The 17,035-nt window shown below is 45.7% G+C and carries 18 protein-coding genes and 1 pseudogene; 11 read left to right on the forward strand and 8 right to left on the reverse strand.

Annotated elements, in window-relative coordinates; translation table 11 throughout:
* Positions 1 to 200: 200 nt before the first annotated feature.
* From HRE53_RS12805 to HRE53_RS12815, 3 genes are all read left to right on the forward strand, one after another.
* Positions 201 to 716, forward strand: coding sequence for a hypothetical protein (locus HRE53_RS12805; protein ID WP_235110870.1), 516 nt, complete (start codon positions 201 to 203; stop codon positions 714 to 716).
* Positions 717 to 837: 121 nt separating this feature from the next.
* Entirely contained in the window at positions 838 to 1,047 is a 210-nt protein-coding gene (locus HRE53_RS12810; protein ID WP_235110872.1) for a hypothetical protein, read from the forward strand.
* Positions 1,047 to 1,457 carry a type II toxin-antitoxin system VapC family toxin gene (locus tag HRE53_RS12815; RefSeq protein ID WP_235110874.1) on the forward strand — a complete coding sequence of 137 codons (411 nt, stop codon included), beginning with the start codon at positions 1,047 to 1,049 and terminating at the stop codon, positions 1,455 to 1,457. The genes HRE53_RS12810 and HRE53_RS12815 overlap by 1 nt, the downstream gene beginning before the upstream one ends.
* A gap of 18 nt (positions 1,458 to 1,475) precedes the next feature.
* Here HRE53_RS12815 and HRE53_RS12820 read toward each other — a convergent pair whose 3' ends face one another.
* Both HRE53_RS12820 and fabG read right to left on the reverse strand, forming a co-directional pair.
* Positions 1,476 to 1,979, reverse strand: a complete 504-nt coding sequence (locus HRE53_RS12820) for a hypothetical protein (RefSeq protein WP_235110876.1) — start codon at positions 1,977 to 1,979, stop codon at positions 1,476 to 1,478.
* Positions 1,972 to 2,667, reverse strand: coding sequence for a 3-oxoacyl-ACP reductase FabG (gene fabG, locus HRE53_RS12825; RefSeq protein WP_235110879.1), 696 nt, complete (start codon positions 2,665 to 2,667; stop codon positions 1,972 to 1,974). Before fabG ends, HRE53_RS12820 begins: the two co-directional genes overlap by 8 nt.
* 356 nt (positions 2,668 to 3,023) lie before the next feature.
* Between fabG and HRE53_RS12830 the strand changes: the two genes are divergently transcribed.
* Complete coding sequence (locus tag HRE53_RS12830; RefSeq protein ID WP_235110881.1) at positions 3,024 to 3,521, forward strand: hypothetical protein; 498 nt, start codon at positions 3,024 to 3,026, stop codon at positions 3,519 to 3,521.
* A 226-nt stretch (positions 3,522 to 3,747) separates the two neighbouring features.
* On the opposite strand, the gene HRE53_RS12835 is transcribed toward HRE53_RS12830, so the two are convergent.
* The gene (locus HRE53_RS12835) at positions 3,748 to 4,152 is read right to left on the reverse strand and encodes a hypothetical protein (protein ID WP_235110882.1); all 405 of its coding nucleotides are present in this window, start codon (positions 4,150 to 4,152) and stop codon (positions 3,748 to 3,750) included.
* Between the two features lie 135 nt (positions 4,153 to 4,287).
* On the opposite strand from HRE53_RS12835, the gene HRE53_RS12840 reads away from it, so the two are divergent.
* Both HRE53_RS12840 and HRE53_RS12845 read left to right on the forward strand, forming a co-directional pair.
* Complete coding sequence (locus tag HRE53_RS12840; protein WP_235110887.1) at positions 4,288 to 4,620, forward strand: 2Fe-2S iron-sulfur cluster-binding protein; 333 nt, start codon at positions 4,288 to 4,290, stop codon at positions 4,618 to 4,620.
* Positions 4,621 to 4,693: 73 nt separating this feature from the next.
* Positions 4,694 to 6,082 carry an aldehyde dehydrogenase gene (locus HRE53_RS12845; RefSeq protein ID WP_235110888.1) on the forward strand — a complete coding sequence of 463 codons (1,389 nt, stop codon included), beginning with the start codon at positions 4,694 to 4,696 and terminating at the stop codon, positions 6,080 to 6,082.
* Between the two features lie 13 nt (positions 6,083 to 6,095).
* On the opposite strand, the pseudogene HRE53_RS12855 reads toward HRE53_RS12845, so the two are convergent.
* Positions 6,096 to 6,715, reverse strand: a pseudogene (locus HRE53_RS12855) (macro domain-containing protein).
* Between the two features lie 10 nt (positions 6,716 to 6,725).
* Positions 6,726 to 9,344, reverse strand: a complete 2,619-nt coding sequence (gene gyrA, locus HRE53_RS12860; protein ID WP_255801439.1) for a DNA gyrase subunit A — start codon at positions 9,342 to 9,344, stop codon at positions 6,726 to 6,728.
* Between the two features lie 380 nt (positions 9,345 to 9,724).
* Between gyrA and HRE53_RS12865 the strand changes: the two genes are divergently transcribed.
* The gene (locus tag HRE53_RS12865; RefSeq protein WP_212663786.1) at positions 9,725 to 9,928 is read left to right on the forward strand and encodes a hypothetical protein; all 204 of its coding nucleotides are present in this window, start codon (positions 9,725 to 9,727) and stop codon (positions 9,926 to 9,928) included.
* Positions 9,929 to 10,314: 386 nt separating this feature from the next.
* Here HRE53_RS12865 and HRE53_RS12870 read toward each other — a convergent pair whose 3' ends face one another.
* From HRE53_RS12870 to HRE53_RS12880, 3 genes are all read right to left on the reverse strand, one after another.
* Positions 10,315 to 10,965 carry a DUF3386 domain-containing protein gene (locus tag HRE53_RS12870; RefSeq protein WP_235110896.1) on the reverse strand — a complete coding sequence of 217 codons (651 nt, stop codon included), beginning with the start codon at positions 10,963 to 10,965 and terminating at the stop codon, positions 10,315 to 10,317.
* A gap of 173 nt (positions 10,966 to 11,138) precedes the next feature.
* Positions 11,139 to 12,254 (reverse strand): non-hydrolyzing UDP-N-acetylglucosamine 2-epimerase, encoded by a 1,116-nt coding sequence (gene wecB, locus HRE53_RS12875; RefSeq protein WP_235110898.1) that lies wholly within the window; start codon positions 12,252 to 12,254, stop codon positions 11,139 to 11,141.
* A gap of 172 nt (positions 12,255 to 12,426) precedes the next feature.
* Positions 12,427 to 12,798: a hypothetical protein gene (locus HRE53_RS12880; RefSeq protein WP_212663789.1), complete on the reverse strand. Its 372-nt coding sequence runs from the start codon at positions 12,796 to 12,798 to the stop codon at positions 12,427 to 12,429.
* 1,002 nt (positions 12,799 to 13,800) lie between these two features.
* On the opposite strand from HRE53_RS12880, the gene HRE53_RS34360 reads away from it, so the two are divergent.
* The 4 genes from HRE53_RS34360 to HRE53_RS12895 all read left to right on the forward strand — a co-directional run bounded on the left by HRE53_RS34360 (position 13,801) and on the right by HRE53_RS12895 (position 16,919).
* Positions 13,801 to 13,932: a hypothetical protein gene (locus HRE53_RS34360; protein ID WP_255801441.1), complete on the forward strand. Its 132-nt coding sequence runs from the start codon at positions 13,801 to 13,803 to the stop codon at positions 13,930 to 13,932.
* Entirely contained in the window at positions 13,892 to 15,109 is a 1,218-nt protein-coding gene (locus HRE53_RS12885) for a type IV pilus twitching motility protein PilT (RefSeq protein WP_235110901.1), read from the forward strand. The genes HRE53_RS34360 and HRE53_RS12885 overlap by 41 nt, the downstream gene beginning before the upstream one ends.
* Positions 15,110 to 15,181: 72 nt before the next feature.
* Entirely contained in the window at positions 15,182 to 15,994 is an 813-nt protein-coding gene (locus tag HRE53_RS12890; RefSeq protein ID WP_235110902.1) for a circadian clock KaiB family protein, read from the forward strand.
* 196 nt (positions 15,995 to 16,190) lie between these two features.
* Positions 16,191 to 16,919, forward strand: a complete 729-nt coding sequence (locus HRE53_RS12895) for an HAD family hydrolase (protein WP_235110904.1) — start codon at positions 16,191 to 16,193, stop codon at positions 16,917 to 16,919.
* Positions 16,920 to 17,035 lie beyond the last annotated feature (116 nt).

Below are 17,035 nucleotides of genomic sequence, written 5' to 3' on the forward strand. Positions count from 1 at the left end.
TGATAATAATTTACAAATATCAATGTTTGTATCATACCCTGATTTCCTAGGTTGATTCCTCTGTCAGGATCTTTGGTAATTCTCAACTAGGTTGAATCAAGTCACTCAAAAAGCTTGCTTCAATTTTGTGGGACTTTATGTTGATGGTGCTGACTTGATGTGCCAGATTGAGGAAAGAGTATTCTGCACTTTTGGTATTAATGACAACAGTAGTGGGCTATCCAGAGCAGTTGCTGAATGGTTTGCAGTCAGACGATGATCCTGAATTTTGGAAGATTGAGATCGCAACCCTATTGCAAGACTTGGAAGCAGAGTTAGACTCTTGTCTGACTAAGAGACCTGTTTATGCTCAGCTGGGTGCTTGTTCTCACTGGTTACGCCCTCACCAAACACGCTGGAAAGCTGCTGGAGGATTTGCTAGGCCAACCGGTTATGGAAGCAGTGGATATTCAAGGTTAGGGTTACCAGAGTTTGATTGGTCTATCTTGATGTTGTGGAAGGTGGAACAACGAATTTGGTTACCTGCAGAAAAATTTCAAGAAAAGCGAAGATTTTTATTCAGGGCTGCTCTGCCTACGCGAACCAAAAGACATCTACAAGCTGCAGTGCATACTTTATGGGTGCCGGGTAAACCCTCTCAAGCAGACCAAAAATCGACAAAGTTCTATGGGTTTAGAAAAGCGGATGAACAGTGGGCCTGCGTGACTCATAACTAATTTCGTAATTACGTTACTGAGTGTTGCGTTTGTAGCTGAGAAAAAATTTGCCAGAAGCTATCAGTATGACAATGTGTTGACTCCGCTACGTTAGGGTATAAGTGAATCACAACCGAAAAGCATGATGAAAGCCAAAGTTACTCAGCAAGGTGTTCTTATTCCTAAGCAGTTGTTAGGAGATGTTGATGAAGTTGAAATTCGCAAAGAACAAAATCACATAGTCGTTGCGCCAGTCAGTTCAACAGACCCCATTCTAGAGCTGGGGCAACATCCAATTGATGATGATATTAGTGACGCTTCCATCAATCATGATCGATATCTTCATCGTTGATGACAACTGTATTTATCGATACGAGCTATTTGCTGGCTCTAGAATTGACAAAAGACCAAAACCATTTGATTGCGTCTCGCCACTGGAAAGAACTGCAGCCCAATGTACCTCGATTAGTGACAACTTCATACGTCTTTGATGAAACAGTCACTTTTTTCAATAGTCGGGGATACCATGCAAGAGCCAAGAAAATTGGTAATAGTCTCTTACACAGTTCGCTTGTTCAGTTTATCCATGTTGATCAAGAGTTATTTGAGCAGGGATGGCAATATTTTCAACAGTTCCAGGATAAAGCTTACTCATTAACCGACTGTATCTCCTTTATTGTGATGGAGCAGCTTGATCTAAGCATTGCGTTCACGTTTGATAAACATTTTTCTCAAGCTGGTTTTATCCAACAGCCACTATGACTTATGGTTGGGATCGCATTAAGCTCCTGTGCCTGTGAAATAGATCTGATTGTTTTGGCGATCTATGAGTAAATAGTGAGTGCCAAAACCAGTCCATGAGTTACTGACTGGGTTTGCAGTCCAGCATTCGTTTTTAGAACTTACTTGAGGTTGCCAGGGTGGATCGAATCGGTCATAGCTTGGATCAGGGAGGCGAAAATTGGATGCGATCGCATCACAATCCACCGATTTATATCCTGACTGCAGAAGAGATTGGATATTAGCCTCCGCAGCCTGAAACCGTAAAAATAACTGATAGCCTTGCCAGGTATCTCCTACACCTTGTAATTGGGTGATGCTGGCTGGAATGGGCTTTTGGAGAACTGCAGCAAACATTTCTTCTGGGGTATTCGCAGATGTCGGACTGCTGCCGCAGCCGGATACTAAGAGCGCGGTTAGCAATACGCTCCACTTTTTATAGGTATGAAAAGAGAATTTATAGGTGTAATAACCTTTTCGATGGCTGGCAATGAGATTAAGCATTTCCATATACGGGAATCGCAGCGCCGCGAAGATCCTGTGCAGCATCGGAGGCTAGAAAGCAGATCACGTCTGCCAAGGATTTGGGTTTAACCCATTGGTCGGCGTTGGCTTCACCCATGGCTTCTCGATTTGTGGGGGTATCAATAATGCTAGGCAATACGGTGTTGGCAGTGATGTTGGTGCCTTTGGTTTCATCTGCGATCGCTTTCGTCAATGCCACCACCCCTGCTTTAGCAGCACAGTAGGCGGCTAATTGTCCTCCCGGATCTACTGCTCCTCTGGATCCCACAGTAACAATCCGGCCATAGCTATGCTGCAACATCCGTTTAAGGCTATGTTTGCAAACCAAAAATGTGGTATTCAGGTTCAGATTCAAATCTCGCTGCCAGTCTTCAAAGGCATATTCATGGGTTTTACCCATGGAAAATCCCCCAACTAGGTGAATGAGGGCATCCACTCGATCCATGCCTTCCACAAGTTCTGCGACCGAGGCTTCTTGTCCTAGATCTGTGGGCACAAAATGAGTTCTGACTAATTCTGCGGGAGAGAGGATATGTTTCAAGCGCTCTACTTCTGATTCAGCAATGTAAGGTAGCGTCACTTCTGCCCCTGTGGCTAAAACTTTGGGCGTCACGCCTAGTCCTAATCCGCCTGTACCACCTGTGATCAATACTTGCCTGTTTCGCATATCGTTACAGCCTATATCTTGTGAGATGGATGAGCAATCTTGTTAAAAAGCATTTGATATCAAAGTTACAAGCTTCATGAGCGAAAGGATAGTTCTAAACAACAAAGTGGAACAGTTAGTTAGAGAGTCCCTTGAAATTCCTATCCTTCAGCTTGAATAACATTTCTTATGACCGTAAAGGTTAGTCTGCAATGTGAGTGGAAATGCTAGAAACGTTTGTCGACACCATCAATACGCAAGACTTTGATGAAACAGGATTTATAGAGATCTTGTCTGTGAAACAGCGAAAAAATCGAGGGCATCTGAGCATAGTGCTGAGGCTACAAATGGCTATTCTGTCAGAGCCAGGGGTAGAAATGACTGAGTATTGGCGCTTGGATTTAGAACAAGTTCAAGCTAATTCAATCTCATTGGGATATTCACGAAAGATCCATCTTTCGCAAGAGCATTGTCTTTTGTGGCGTTATCAGCAACCCATAAAGTCTGTGGTGATTCCTAATCCTCTAGAAGAGGCTGAAGTAAACGGCCTGCTTGGTCGTTGGTATTGCATCCATCAAGAACGAGTAGGGACTTGGATGCCTTTCAATATCAGTAGATATGAGTTGTTGAGAGGTGGTGATGTCATTACCCAAGCTTCAGAAACTCTGATCTTGGACTATCAAACAATTTTGGATGAAATGGAGATAGGCTACTCTACTTACGTCTCTGCCTTACCACAATGGTATGACAGTCATAGAGGATGGGTTGAAGAGAAAAAAGACTTTCAGATACTGACTTTTGATTGTTCTTATGTCATTGCTGCTGACATATCAGCCAAGTGTTTTTCGACACGTTATGGAAGTGTCGAAAATTAACATCTTATTTTTTCCTGAGACATCAGCATGCCAATCGTCATAAAACCTCTGTGCGATTCCTGTGCTCTCTGTAATTCTCTAGGGAGAGCTTGGAAGATGTCTAAGGCTTGGCTGTATGTGCTATCACTTGGGCAAAATTGTTGAAGCCGTTCAGATAAAACTGAAACATTAACAGTCTCCAGCGTTCGATTAACGGTCTGGATGCTTGCAGTTATCTCATCATGGGTTAAAAGATGTTTCCCATAAAGCCCGGAAGTTGGGCAAAGCCTTGGGGACCTAAGCCATAGGCAAGAATTGCGCCAATTGAGCATCTGTTGACACTGAGAATGTCAGTACAGTTGTCAGGACTAAAGTGGAAGCCATTTTTACCTTCTGGGGTAGCCAGAGAATGCCATAATTTTTGGATACTCTCGATCACGAAGGCTAAGACGAAGTGATTGTAAGTGTCACAACCTGTTTCTGTTTTCCAGTCTTGGAAAAGGTGATCGGGATTCTGTTGCCACTGTTGGAGAACAGCTTGTGATTGAGGAAGTAGAATCGCTGATTTTACAGCTTCCTCAAATAAGGGTTGCAAAATTTTCTCATCTCGTTTGGATGGATGGCATATAAGCCAAGAATAATCAGTACTCATACAGACTAAAGATTAGAGCGCGTTTCCTACAGAAGTCCGTTCTATTACAGGTCAAAAGTTTTTGGTCTTGCTTGCAGTCTAGAAATTGACTTCTCAGTACAGTTAAGAGTAGTGTCTCAAAACTAATCTCCACCTATGCCTCAAGTTATAGCTCAAGGGAAAACGTTTTCTTGCCCAGTTGGTGCGAATTTGCGCCAGGTTCTACTGGAGAACGGCGTGGATCTCTACAATGGTCAAGCTCGGTTGATCAACTGTCATGGTATTGGTACCTGCGGAACTTGTGCCGTGGCAATTTCTGGAGAAGTGTCAGAAGTGAACCGACGCGATCTCATCCGTCGATCATTACCCCCTCATGTTCCCCAGCGTGATCTGCGACTGGCTTGTCAAACCAAAGTTTTAGGCGATATAACCGTTACCAAATTTGATGGATTTTGGGGCCAAGGCACAGCACCTGCATGGACGGCTTAACTGAAAAACCTCAGTAAAGAGTAATAAAACTGATTATCCTGAAGATGGACGCCCTTCATTGGAGACCCAATCCATGACTGCTCAACTCACCACCTCTCCCATCCAGAAACTGGTTGCAGCTCAAAGAGTCTATTTTGAGAGTGGGCAGACTCAATCCTATGAATTTCGGTTAGCCCAACTCCAAAAGCTGAGGCAGGTAATCATCGAGCGCCAAGATGACATTGTTGCTGCTGCGAAAGCTGATTTGGGACGACCAGCTTTTGAGGCTTACTTTGAAATTGCGGCCTTAGGAGAAATCAAGATCGCCATCAAAAAGCTGAAAACTTGGATGAAGCCGCAGCGCGTTGCAACAGGGATGGATGTCTTTCCTGGGTCAGCTTGGATTCAGCCTGACCCTCTAGGTGTGGTGCTGGTGATTGCGCCGTGGAACTATCCCTTTTCTCTACTGATTAATCCGTTAGTGGGTGCGATCGCAGCCGGGAACTGCTCTATTCTCAAACCCTCAGAACATGCTCCTCATACAGCTCAGGTCGTGTCTAACTTAATTGGCGACACCTTTCCTGAGAACTATATCGCGGTTGTAGAAGGGGAAGCAGAAACCAGCAAACAGTTATTAGCCGAGAAGTTTGACCATATTTTCTTCACCGGAGGCACCGCCATTGGTCGAGAAGTCATGAAAGCAGCGGCGGAAAACCTCACCCCAGTTACCTTAGAACTAGGGGGTAAAAGCCCTTGTATTGTCGACTCAGAGATTCACTTTGAGCATGCCGCGAAGCGGATCATCTGGGGCAAGTTTATTAACGCGGGTCAAACCTGTGTAGCCCCCGATTATTTGCTAATTGACCGCACCATCAAAGATGAGTTTGTCACCTATCTTAAGCAAGCGGTGCACAACTTCTATGGTGAAAATCCGGCCAATAGCCCTGACTTTGGCCGGTTAATCCATCAGCGTCATTTCAATCGACTCACTCAGTTTTTGGACAACGGTGAAATCATTGTTGGCGGCCAAACCGACCCAGAAGCTCGCTATATCGCACCGACGCTGATCGATCAGATCACTTGGGAAGATCCGATTATGCAAGAAGAGATTTTCGGTCCTATTTTGCCGATTTTGGCCTACAACAACTTAGATGAAGCGATTGCTCAAGTGAATGCCCGCCCTAAACCCTTGGCTCTCTATTTCTTCTCAAAAAATGAGGAAAAACAGCAGAAAGTGCTGACCTCAACTTCATCAGGAGGGGTTTGTATCAATGAAACGGTTTTGCATGTCGGGGTAGGCACCTTACCGTTTGGAGGAGTAGGTCCAAGTGGTATGGGTAGCTATCATGGCAAAGCCAGCTTCGACACGTTTTCCCACCAGAAAAGCGTTTTAAAACGGGCCTTCTGGTTAGATCTAGGTTGGCGTTATGCGCCCTATACGATCAAAGGCTTAAATCAAATTAAGCGGATTGTGACGGGTTAGGCCATTAGTTAATCTAATCTCCCCCAGCCCCAATCGCGTTTTGGCGAGTAATGGCATAGGGCCAGCTAATCAAGTCTGGAGGATGCCAGAAATTTTTATAGGCAAGAGCCATTTGTTTGGCAGCCCGTTCAAAAGGCACTTGCCCCGTTGCAGTTCCTAAGCCTGGACAGGCAACACTGCGAATAGGTTGAAGGTGTGATTGATTGTGATGCCAGATTGCTAACAGCATTGCCCACATGGCTTGGTACACGTTATCCGTGGTGGCAATGACATGGGTACACGCATCGTCGGTGTATGGGCCAGGAACGGATGCTGGGGATGATGAGTCTCGATAATAACCGAAGTACCGACGGGCTGCTCACCCCGAAACTGCTGAAGGATATGGGTTTGTACCCGGTCCATTAGATCCAACCCAAAGTAACGAGTAATCGCTCCATCGACACCACCATCCATCAGGCCAAATGAGTTGCCAGCGCTGACCATGCAATCATAATTTGGTAAATCCTCAAACTGACCATTGACGATTTCAATATTGGATTGCCCTTCAAATTTGAGCTGCCATTGCTCACATAGGTCAGGAATGGGATCGACAAGTATGAGTTGCAAGTCTGTAGACTGCAATGATTTTTTCATTGAGAGCTAGCTACTCTAACTCAGTTTCAGCTTCATCATCATCAGAAAGATCCTCTGGCGGCACTAAAGCTACTGCAGCGATATAGTCATCTTCATCCAATCTTTGGACTCTGACTCCTGTTGCTGCCCGTGATTGGGATGAAATATCTGTCACTGATTGTCGGATAACAATGCCTCGGCTAGTCACCAACATCAACTCATCTTCGACATTGACGATTCGCAGTGCGGCTAACTGATCGGGAGTCTTGAGCTTTTTGAACTTAGTTGCGGTTACCCCTTTACCTGCTCGATTTTGGAGTCTAAATTGGGCTACAGGAACTCGCTTACCATACCCATAGGTCGTGATCACTAAGACCCAAGGACCTGGCTGTTCAATGGTTTCGGACTCTTCTTCGTTACCATCATCTTCAACTAAAACATCTGGATCATCCGTTTCATCTTCTTCCATGTCCGTTGCATTCCCTAAGGTTTCAACAACGCTGCTGGGTAAGATATCCATACCGATAAATTCATCCCCTTCTCGTAAGCGCATAGCCCGCACACCCCGTGTGGCTCGACCCAAAGGACGCAGCTGTTTATGATTGGCCCGAAAATGAATGGACATGCCGCGGCGAGATCCAATCACAATACTGTCTTCGGCCCGAGTCAATCTCACCCACCGCAGCAGATCGCCTTCTTCTAGAGAGATGGCAATTAAGCCATTAGCACGGATACTGCTGAAAGCAGCTAAGGCCGTTTTTTTGATGAATCCACCCACGGTCATCATCACCAGGTATTCGTCTTCGCTAAACTCGCTGACGGGAATGACAGAAGTGATTTTTTCTTCTCGGGGAATTGGTAAGAGCTGGACTAAAGGCACGCCCCGAGCTGTGCGGGAACTGACGGGGATTTGATAGGCACGCAGGCAGTATACGACGCCGCGATCGCTAAAAAATAACACGCTGTCATGGTCACAGCAGCCAAAGAAATGCTCAACTGCATCATTTTCTTTTATTTTTGCTCCTGCTCTGCCCCGGGTGGCTCGGCTTTGGGCGTTGAAAGTATCAACAGGCATTCGCTTCACGTAGCCCTGCTCTGTCACCAAAATCACGGCTTGATCATTGGCAATCAGATCAATATCGTCTAGATCTGCGAGATTAGCTTCAATCAAGGTCCGACGAGGACTAGCAAATTTGGCTTTAAGTTCAGCCACTTCCGTTTCGATAATTTCTAGCACCCGTTCACGACGGGCCAGAATATCCTCTAGATCTGCAATTCGCTCTTGTAAATCCTGGTGCTCTCGCTCAATCTTTTCAGCTTCTAAAGCGGTGAGTCGGCGCAGCTGCATCTGTAGAATGGCATCGGCTTGGGTGTCGGATAATCCATAGCCATCCATTAACTCTTGGCGAGCAATAGCAGCATCCGCAGCTTGGCGAATCAGCTGAATCACCGCGTCCAGATTTTCTAAAGCAATCAGTAATCCCTGCAAGAGATGATCACGCTCTTGGGCTTTTCGGAGCTGGAAGCGGGTGCGACGCAAGATCGCGTCTTCCCGGAATTCCAAAAAGACGCTCAGGAACTGTCTCAGGGTGAGAAGTTGAGGATCGCCTCCCACTAACGCCAACATATTGGCCCCAAAATTGGTTTGGATGGGGGTTTGTTTGTAGAGATTGTTGAGAACGACCTGAGGATAGGCATCCCGCTTGAGTTCGATTACAATCCGCATCCCGTCGCGATCACTCTCATCGCGAATATCAGAAATACCTTCTAGGCGCTTGTCATTGACGTTTTCAGCAATGCGCTCAATCAGGGCAGCTTTATTGGTTTGGAACGGCAACTCTGTGATGATAATGGCTTCACGATCAGGACGCCCTGATTGTTCTAGGGTTTCGATCTCGGCAACCCCGCGCATAGTAATAGAGCCACGGCCCGTTGTAAAAGCTTCACGAATGCCAGCCGTTCCCAAAATCCGTCCCCCTGTGGGAAAATCGGGACCTGGAATTAACTTCATCAACTCCAGATCGGTAATCTCAGGATTATGAATAAGGGCAACTAGACCATCAATCACTTCCCCCAGATTATGGGGAGGAATATTGGTCGCCATCCCCACTGCAATCCCTGAGGAGCCATTGATCAATAGCTGGGGAACGCGAGCAGGCAGAACGAGGGGTTCTTGCTGTGACCCATCAAAGTTATCGCCAAAATCAACGGTTTCTTGCTCAATATCGGGTAGAAGCGAATCCGTACTGAGTGCTTGTAAGCGACATTCTGTATATCGCATCGCAGCAGGTGGATCGTTATCAATCGACCCAAAGTTGCCATGGCCGTTGATGAGAGGCATGCGCATGGAGAAGTCCTGCGCCATCCGCACTAAGGCGTCATATACCGCTGTATCACCGTGGGGATGATATTTACCTAATACTTCCCCAACCACACGAGCACATTTTCGAAAGGGGCGATCGGGGGTTAAACCCAACTCATACATGGCGTATAAGATGCGTCGATGCACGGGTTTGAGGCCATCTCTAGCATCTGGCAAGGCCCGACCAACAATGACGCTCATGGCGTATTCCAGGTAGGAGCGCGACATCTCATCCCGTAGATCTGTGAGAATAATGCGTTCCTGTGCTGGATCAGAGGAGAAGGTCATATGGTTTGAAAAACTCCTAAAAAGATGCTTAGTTGAGAAATAGCTTGATCAATAACGACTTACAATTAATATCATTAAAAAATTAAGCTATTTACCCCCCGATTACAGCAGTTATTCTATCATATTTTGATGCTTGACGGCTGTATTCGCAGCGTTGGCGATAGTTCATAAAGTTTGCTCCTAGTCACGCTTTCAAAGATCGCTGCCATAATCAATTCTGACAAATAAAGTAATTTACTAGAAATCTGTAAATACTGAATGGTCTTGTCTGTAGATTTTGCTAACTACAACTATTTTTTTGAGGCTAGGTAGAGTAATGACATCGTTATAGAAAAAATAATCTTTTTTCAGATTTTGCGGTGAATTATGACCAGTATTGAGTGACGGACCCTGTTCTCACCATCGATCAGCGATTGCCTGGTTTGCCCCCATATCCATATGGAGATATTGGGGTTGATAAAGAATGTGATGTGAGACAGCTCATCAGCCGAGAGTTTAAGGTGTCTTCGATGTCTGTCTTGGAGAGTTTGGTCCAGAGTATGCTGGCGGAGCATTTCATGCGCGATTTCATTTTCAGCAATTAGGAAAGCTCTACATTACTTGCAAGCAGCAGTCTAAGTTTGCAGACTTTCCGCTCCGGTTGGTAGCTGATGAGGCCACAATCTACCTGCAAACTGAACCAGTGCTGTTAGATAACCTCAAAGCACATATGGGGAATTGTGCTGAAGCCTATCTGGAAGCCATACTTTGAGGGCTTATCTGTGTGGTCTAACGAATGTATCCCTTTAATCTGATCGATCTCTGAAGGCTGTATTATCTGACTCTGAATTACTAGATTTGGGCATGCAATACTGTCATGCACAGACTTCTGCTGCAAGGGTTACATCCTTTTTAGGAATGCTGCTGGCTTTCTGAAAGACTATCTTCCGTTTTGTCAGAGTAATTTTGATAGTCCTGAAGATATGAACTTCTAAACGGCTGCAGGTTGTAACAGCTTGACATTGGAGAACTGGATATCTGTGAGGGATGTTTCGCCTTGTTCATGGGTACGGACGATTTGTCGTGTCATTACGTAGTAGCTACCCACAGGCTCATAGGTATCCACGAATTCCATTTGCCGAATGATCTCGTTGGTTTTGGGATTACGGAAAACGGCTGAATAGTCAGAAGAGATATAACCTGCTCCAGTCTCAAGGCTTTGTTTATGATGAATGATAAAAGCCATGCGCCCCATTACTCGGCTAACCAAAGCGATCTGCTTGTTGCGAACGCTGTAGTTAGACCCCATTGCATCCCCTTCAACAATGATTTCTTGGGAGCCAGATGGATCGAGTTTTCCTAGGGTAAAGGTGCTAGAACCGTGGGCTTTGTCAAAAGGAGTGTGTTTGCGATGGGTAATCACATCTCGCATTTGTGTATATAGAGATTCCTGGATCGTTTCGTCTGCAATATCCATAATCTCGACTTTCAGGTCGGAAGCGACTCGGATTTTACCGGTGTGAACTTCATCCCCTTGTCTCAGTTCAACGTCAGCGACATAGCCGGGGAAATCACTATCCCAGGTATAGCGATTCTCATAAGCTGCACGAAATAAATCACGAGCTTGGGTCTGAGCGGCCATACATGAAGTCTCCTTAACTTGTTTCGCGCGTTAGACTTTTTTCAGTCTAGACTAATCTTTTGCTCAACCATTGTCATCATTATGGCATTTGGGGTGGTTATCTCTCTAGGGTTGGAGGGCTCTTTACCTAAATGCATTGATGAAGAACGTATTGAAATCTAGAATTCCTGAAATTAAAGCTGCAAAAAATCTTGAATAGCAGCCACGATTCGTTCGGAAGCTTGTCCATCTCCAAAGGGGTTAATCGCTTTGGCCATAGTGTTGTAGGCTTCTTTATTTTCTAAGAGAAGGCTGGCTTCGGCCAAGATCTTTTGGGTACTGGTGCCAATTAGTTTGGCGGTACCGGCTGTTACGGCTTCAGGTCTTTCGGTGGTTTCTCTTAACACCAATACAGGTTTGCCAAGACTGGGGGCTTCTTCTTGTAATCCTCCAGAGTCTGTCAGTAAAAGATGACAGCGTTGAATCGCTCCAACTAAATCGGTATAGTCTAGGGGCTCCGTCAAGAAAATGCGAGGATGTTGACCCAAGATTGCGGTTAAGGGCTCTCTGACTGTAGGGTTGCGGTGCAGCGGCAGGATTAATGCGGTATCGGGAAATTTGTCTAAAACTTGAAGGAAACCCTGAGCAATATCTTGTAAGGGTTCTCCCCAATTTTCCCGGCGGTGAACGGTTGCCAGAATGGTTCGGTATTGGCTCCAATCTAGGTTGGGAATATTGCAGGATGGTTTTTTGTCGGCGACGGTCAGGAGGGCATCAATAACGGTGTTGCCGGTGTGGTGGATCGTTCCCGTGACTCCAGAAGCTTCTAGATTTTCTACTGCTTTAGTAGTCGGTGCAAAGTGGAGTTGGGTGATTTGGGAGATCAATCGACGGTTGGCTTCTTCTGGATAAGGGTTGTAGATATTATCGGTGCGTAAGCCTGCTTCGACATGTCCTACAGGAATTTGCTGGTAAAACGCGGCTAGGGCTGCAGCAAAGGCTGTGGTTGTATCTCCTTGTACCAGAACGGCTTTGGGCTGCAGTTCTTGCAAGAGTGTCTGTAATCCTTGCAAACTCCGGCAAGTGATGTCAGCCAGAGTTTGTTTGGCCTTCATGATGTCTAAGTTATGGTCAGCTTCGAGATCGAAGATCTGCATCACTTGGTCGACCATTTCTTTATGTTGCCCTGTCAGTAAGACTTGGGTGGCGAATCGAGCATCAGACCGGAAGGCTTGAATCACAGGTGCAAGTTTAATGGCTTCTGGACGCGTCCCTAAGACGATACAGATCGGATGGGGAGAATTTGGCATGCTGGCGCTAGAAATGCATAAAGACCATACTACTGAAAAACCCGGTTGAAAAACCCGGTTCATAACCGGGCTCAAGCTTCAAGATAACTCATGTTTACCGCAAAAGAGAGGCGCAGTAATCAATCACTGCACCTCTTTTTTTATATTTTGTTTTTTAGTATTGATGAGGCAACTAGTTGCGATCGCAAGTCAAAGGACAAGCAGCATAGATGGTGCTGCTGATGGGATTGGCTTTGCCATTGAGCCAACGTAACCAACGCACTTCATGGGGGTGAATGCCTTTGAAGGTCAGCATTGCAGCGCCCACTATAATTGCCAAGGCGTTAGCAGCCAAAATACCGCCTGCTACCAAAGCAACAGCGCTCATGGGCAATACTGCCTGGAGTGCAACGGCAGCTAATGCTCCGCCAGTAGCCATCAAGACTACCAGGGGGAAACCCACCACGAGCCAACAAACGGTCAATGTAAAAGTCCAGATCAAAAAACTCTTAGCGATAAACACAAAGCTAGGTTGCTTTAAGTGAGAAGCTTCAGCCAATGTCATTTTTAATTCCTCCCGCCAACCAACAGCGACTAAAAAAATATATTGTCGTCAAAGTCTTAATTCAAGTTTTCTTAGTATAAAGAATGAAAGTAGCAAAACTGGTTGATTGTTCAACATTATTTACATTAAAGCGAAAATGTTAAGACAATATTAATCTCTAATATCCTGAAATCTGATGCTGATTAGCGTGTTTTTGAATCTGTGAAATCCTTTTGAATAAAAGGTCTCAGGTGAATATGCAGGTTCGAATTAAGACAAGATAAGTTGATGTATGAAAACTGCCCCATTGATCCCCATCATTAACTTAGTTTATATATCCCTCTCTTTCTCTCAGTTTTCTCCTATGAATTCTTGGTATAGCTGGCTTCAAGCAACAAGATTTTTTATCCTTCTGAATGGTGATGAATGCTGAGTTTTTGCTTCAAAGACCTCAAACCCTTGGTAATCGGTGATGTCTATTTTGAAGTAGAAGAAAGATTAGATGAGTATAAATACATGCGTATAAATAACTACTAACCCATCAAGAATTTTTGAACATTCTGATGGGTTGTTTGGATAGCTATCGTTTATTCGCCAACGCTATAAGTCACGGACAACAGCATTGAACGACTCTGAACGGCCCTGCATTGAAGGATGAGAGGGCTACTCGGTAGCTGATTCTATGTGCTATGTAGATGTGAAAAATCAGACTCCATCCATCAGGTGGGAGCATTTATATGAGCTGCTCTATGATGATGGAGTCTGATTTTTCCTCCCATTACCCATGATATTCAGTCAGTGATTGAGACCTACGTCTTGGCAATTCCAGACAAAACGTTAAATTTTTGGCGTTGATGGTGAACACTCTTTAACAAACCATCAGTTGCAAATCAAGCAAGATCGCCCTTTTTGGCTTCATCGTTGAGCACTGAAGAGTATTTAAACCAGTATGTCCATCGCTTGAGATAAGTATTGCTATGACAGATTATCAGCGTCCACCCTTTCCACCCCCCACCCGCACCATTGCCCGCAGTTCCACCTCCCCCTCATCGCGATCACCGCTCGGAAGGAGACGCGATGGATACAGAAATGATTGCCACCCCCCACAAAAGTGGTGCCGACACAAGTGGTGAGTACACCGCCTCCAGCTCCTGAGGAACCCACAGCTTTTCCTCAAACGCAGCCCTATGCTGGGTATGGGCAGACAGCAGTTGATAATGGTGAGCCGACTCAATCGACCTTACAGATGCGAGGTCGACCGCCTGGAACTGGCGTTACCTTGGAGCAACTGGTTCGTGAAGCCTTTGAGAATAATTTTTCGGATATTCACCTGGGTGTAGGTGAAGCGCCTCGTTTCCGAGATCGCGGTCGCCTAGAACTGTCTCGTCATCCTGTGACGGATGATACGACCTTTGAATATTGGTTAGAAGAAATTTTGACCCCTGAAGAAATTCAGCGGTTTCATGCCAATCAAGAATATGATGGCGCCACCCAATATGACGGCATGGCCCGGGTTCGAATCAATATTTTTGTCAGTCTGAAAGGGCCATCGATGGTCATGCGACTGATCCCCTTAAAAATTCTGACTTTAGAAGATCTCAATCTACCTCTTGTCTTTCAGGATTTGTGTCACTACCACAAGGGCTTGGTTTTGGTAACAGGACCCACCGGATCTGGTAAATCGACAACGATGGCGGCAATGGTTGATTACATCAACACAGAAATGCCGAAACATATTATCTCGATTGAAGATCCAATTGAATTTGTGCACCAAAGTCGCAAGGCGATGATTCGCCAGCGAGAAGTAGGGATTCACACCCAAAAATTTGATAACGCCCTGAAAGCGTCCTTGCGAGAAGACCCTGATGTGATTCTAATTGGGGAAATGCGGGATCGCGAAACGGTGAATACAGCCCTCAAAGCCGCCCAGACCGGTCACTTGGTCTTTGGAACCCTACACACCAACAGTGCTGTCAAAACGATTGAGAGAATTCTCAACCTGTATAAGCCGGAAGAACAAGAACCCATGCGGGTTCAGGTGGCAGAATCCTTGGTGGCTGTGATTGCACAGTCTCTCGTGCGAACCACCGATGGCAAGCGAGCTGCGATTCATGAAATCATGATTAACACCGACGCCATTAAGGACTACATTCTCCGAGGGGCGATCGAAGAAGTCGAGGCGATGATTCCACAATGTAGTTATGACGGCATGGTGACGATGAACCAGTGTCTGCATAACCTCTACGAGGAAGGCCGCATTGATGAAGAAACGGCTCTAGAAATGTCTCCCAAGCCCAATGAAATGGCTCAAATCCTAAGGGGACGGATCTAGTCAGCCCTGGAGAGGTCTGTTATAAGGTATCTGATAGGTCTCTGGTCTAACATTGACTGCTGAATCAACTTTGTGACTACCTTGCGATCGCAACCTCTTCCCTTCTTATATAAAGGTCTCGCCCTATTTACACCGGGGGGAGACCTTATTTATTGTGTCGATCCAAGCAAGCAAGACCACTGGCACTTCCAGCTCTGTCAAGCACTGCAAACGTTGCTGCATTTGCCAGAACCGCCCCTTTTTCTCGTCCCTTGCTATACGGCAACCTTAGATCGGTGGTTACATCCTCAGACCCAACAGCTGCAAATTTCAGCTGAAGCTTATCCTCGTGTCTGGCGGTATCGCAGTTTGCTGAATGTGCTATTTGGGTTGTCGGCAGAGCATTGGCGCATGATGTCTACCCCAGTCGACACTTGTGATGCAGTGGTCCTCAATAGCTATAAACAGCAGTTTCCACAGCTGTGGAAAAATCACAATTTAGTGATTCGTTTAGATCAAGTGTCTATGAGTTCTAGCCCTACCCCTGATTCTCTGGATGCTTTACCAGCAGATAAAGTCGAGCCGAATCCGGTGGAGGCTCAAGCCCATGGCTCTGATGCGGATATGTCTCAAGGTTATGTATTGCGTCTGTTTGTCGCTAGCCATAATATCCGTACGAAAAGTATTTTAGAAAACCTACATCAGCTGCTCGATCAAGTGTTAGATGTGCCTTATACGTTAAAGGTGATTGATGTGGCGAAACATCCTGAGCGCGCAGAAGCAGATCAAATTGCAGCGACTCCGACGTTGGTAAAAGTTTGGCCCGAGCCAGTCCGACGACTGGTGGGTGATCAATTAGAAACGGATAACGTGATGCAATTGCTGGATGCCTTAGAAACTAGCTAGAAAAACTGAGTTTTGGATGGCTTTTCAAGAAGTTTGAATCCCTATGATCTGGATATGAGTCATTCCTCACAAATAGAGGGAATCTTGGGGAATTCAAATTTGTAGATTGATTGGATTCAGATAGTTGACAAATACGCTTTATTCACAATGGGTCTTCTGATACACTGGCTCGGCAGGGATAGGGATTCGCGCAGCTGTGACCTTTGATTGGATCTTTTTTGATTGCTTTAATACCCTCATTGATGATTTTGATCAAACGGGGGAAGAGTTAGCACTGCTTCCAGTCTATTCATTGCCTGCTGAGGTCGGTTTATATGCTTCTGCAGCTGAATTTCGGCGAGATTATCATGCTTGGCGAAATCGCCAATGGCAGTCTGAACATCGTGAAATTGAGATGGGCGATCGTTATCAGGCTGTTCTGCAAGAAAAATTTCCATCTATACCCGTGCCAGAGCTGGAAAAGATGGCATCAGAAATGGTGGATCGGTTTCGGGTGGGGTATCAACAGTCTTTGCGTTTACCGGATGGCGTCCAAGAAATGCTGCAGTTTTGGCATGGACGGGTGCGGTTGGGTGTGGTTTCCAATTTTTATATTCAAGGTTGGCCCACAGAGCTATTAGAGAGTTTTGGGTTACGGTCTTATTTTGATTTTGTGGTGGATAGTGCAGCCTGTGGTTGGCGAAAACCGGGACCACATATCTATGAACTGGCCTGCGATGTAGCAAAAGTCACTCAGGCGGATCGCCACAAGATTTTGTTTGTGGGTGATCATCTACTGAATGATGTGTTGGCACCTCAAGAATTAGGAATGCAGGGCCTCTTTTTTGATCGCTCTCAGGTACGGTCTACCTATGCGCCTTCGACCGAAGGCGTGAATTCTATTACGGAGTGGAATCAATTTCGGGCTGATTGTTTGCCAACCTAAGCGGCTTGTATTCTGAACAATTTCCCCCTCGTCATCAGAACTGATGATTGCTAGAGCAGTAGCGGTGTCTACTGAACTGACGGTGCCGTAATCTCGATGCTGTTGTGATAGTCTAT

This window comes from Acaryochloris sp. 'Moss Beach' (assembly GCF_021497025.1).
Classification (GTDB): Bacteria; Cyanobacteriota; Cyanobacteriia; order Thermosynechococcales; family Thermosynechococcaceae; genus Acaryochloris; species Acaryochloris marina_A.

Bases quoted from the DNA above. Each gene is read 5' to 3' on its own strand.
- HRE53_RS12805 (WP_235110870.1), top strand. From the start codon at position 201: ATGACAACAGTAGTGGGCTATCCAGAGCAGTTGCTGAATGGTTTGCAG.
- HRE53_RS12810 (WP_235110872.1), top strand. From the start codon at position 838: ATGATGAAAGCCAAAGTTACTCAGCAAGGTGTTCTTATTCCTAAGCAG.
- HRE53_RS12815 (WP_235110874.1), top strand. From the start codon at position 1,047: ATGACAACTGTATTTATCGATACGAGCTATTTGCTGGCTCTAGAATTG.
- HRE53_RS12820 (WP_235110876.1), bottom strand. From the start codon at position 1,979: ATGCTTAATCTCATTGCCAGCCATCGAAAAGGTTATTACACCTATAAA.
- fabG (WP_235110879.1), bottom strand. From the start codon at position 2,667: ATGCGAAACAGGCAAGTATTGATCACAGGTGGTACAGGCGGATTAGGA.
- HRE53_RS12830 (WP_235110881.1), top strand. From the start codon at position 3,024: ATGACTGAGTATTGGCGCTTGGATTTAGAACAAGTTCAAGCTAATTCA.
- HRE53_RS12835 (WP_235110882.1), bottom strand. From the start codon at position 4,152: ATGAGTACTGATTATTCTTGGCTTATATGCCATCCATCCAAACGAGAT.
- HRE53_RS12840 (WP_235110887.1), top strand. From the start codon at position 4,288: ATGCCTCAAGTTATAGCTCAAGGGAAAACGTTTTCTTGCCCAGTTGGT.
- HRE53_RS12845 (WP_235110888.1), top strand. From the start codon at position 4,694: ATGACTGCTCAACTCACCACCTCTCCCATCCAGAAACTGGTTGCAGCT.
- gyrA (WP_255801439.1), bottom strand. From the start codon at position 9,344: ATGACCTTCTCCTCTGATCCAGCACAGGAACGCATTATTCTCACAGAT.
- HRE53_RS12870 (WP_235110896.1), bottom strand. From the start codon at position 10,965: ATGGCCGCTCAGACCCAAGCTCGTGATTTATTTCGTGCAGCTTATGAG.
- wecB (WP_235110898.1), bottom strand. From the start codon at position 12,254: ATGCCAAATTCTCCCCATCCGATCTGTATCGTCTTAGGGACGCGTCCA.
- HRE53_RS12880 (WP_212663789.1), bottom strand. From the start codon at position 12,798: ATGACATTGGCTGAAGCTTCTCACTTAAAGCAACCTAGCTTTGTGTTT.